The 1,611-nt window shown below is 62.1% G+C and carries 2 protein-coding genes; both read left to right on the top strand.

From position 1 onward, the window contains the following. On the top strand, positions 1-502 hold a 502-nt coding region (locus EB084_25055), incomplete at its 5' end, for a lytic transglycosylase domain-containing protein (protein ID NDD31533.1). A 119-nt stretch (positions 503-621) separates the two neighbouring features. After that, the gene (locus EB084_25060) at positions 622-1,563 is read left to right on the top strand and encodes a tetratricopeptide repeat protein (protein NDD31534.1); all 942 of its coding nucleotides are present in this window, start codon (positions 622-624) and stop codon (positions 1,561-1,563) included. Positions 1,564-1,611: the final 48 nt, after the last annotated feature.

Raw genomic sequence — 1,611 nt, forward strand, 5'->3', positions numbered from 1 at the left:
GGGCACGTACGAGCAGGTCTACTACGGCAACGACGCCTACATCGCCGCCTATCATCGCGTCATCCGCACCTACAACCCGCGCATCTCGAGTGACGATCTCGACACCGTCGTTCGGAGCATCCTCTACTACAGCTGGTACTTCAAGATCGACCCCCGGTTCGTGGTGGCCGTCGTGGCCAACGAATCTCGCTTCCAGACGCACGCAGTGTCTTCCGCTGGCGCGCAAGGCCTGGGTCAGCTGATGCCCGAGACCGCTGCATCGATGGGGGTGAACCCGCACGTTCCCTACCAGAACATCCAGGGCACGGTGCGCTACCTCAAGCAGATGCTCAACCACTTCACCCATCTCGACCGCCACACACAGATGCGGCTTGCGCTGGCCAGCTACAACGCCGGATACGGAGCGGTCACCCGCTATGGCGGCGTCCCTCCGTACGCAGAGACGCAGAACTACGTACAGGTGGTGATGGCGGAGTTCCGCAAGCTGAGCGGCGAGCGCTGACCCGCGCCGGAGGAGAAGCCCGCGGGGCAACGAATGCTCGGGAAACCATCCCACGCCCGTCGGGTCGAACGAGCGGTGCTTCGCACAAATCCGCCACCCACGGTGAGGAGCCTTTCCACGTGAACATCCGATCGAGGGCGCTCTCATGCGCCTGCATGCTCATTCTCACGATCTCGCTGAACCTGGCACCCGCACGGGCCGATGTCGCGCCCGCCAGTGCAGATTTCTCCACCGCGATGCAGCTGTTCTACCAGCAAGACTGGCCAAAGGCCATCGATGCCTTCCAGAAGGTGGTGGAGAAAGACCCGCGCGACACCATGGCCTGGTTCTTCCTGTTCGACGCCTACATCAAGCGCAACGATCTGCGGTCGATGCTCTACCAGCTCGAGCAGAAGGCCGTAGCCAGCGACAACAAGAACCCGCAGGCTCTCGCCCAGCTGGGCCTCGGCTATCTCGCACGCTACATGAAAGAACCCCAGACGTCCATTCTCGACGAAGCGCAGAAGACGCTCGAGAAGGCGATCGAGCTCGACAAGTCAAATGCGCTCGCCCACACTGGGCTGGGCCTCGTGTACTACACCCGCCGCATGATCCCCCGTGCCAAGGGCAACTTCCTCGAAGCCGCGCGCAGCAATCCGAACGACATCATGGCCCTTGAGCGCATCGGAGAGATCACGATGGTCGACGAGAAGCGCCCGCAAGAAGCCAATGAGATGTTCGCGCAGCTGGCGGCGCGCGCGCCCTCCTACCCCGACGCCTGGTGGTATGTGGGCTCGAGCTTCTATGACATGGGCGAGTACGAGCGTTGCGTCGAGAACCTCAAGAAGGTCATTGAGCTCGACCCCAACGGCGTGACCCAGGGGTATCGCGCCCCCATGCTCATGGGCAAGGCCTATCTCAAGCTCAAGAACTACTCGGCGGCAAAAGACGCCTTCCTCCTCGAGCTGAAGCTCAACCCCAACAGCGAAGAGGCGCGGTACCTGCTCGAGCAGTCACAGCCTCGAACCTCTCCGCAGCCCCCCAGCGACAAGAAGGGGAACGGCAAGAAGACGGGGTCGTAGCACGCGCTCGACATCGACAGAGAAGAAGCCCTCATCACATGTGATGAG

This window comes from Pseudomonadota bacterium, from assembly GCA_010028905.1.
GTDB lineage: Bacteria > Vulcanimicrobiota > Xenobia > RGZZ01 > RGZZ01 > RGZZ01.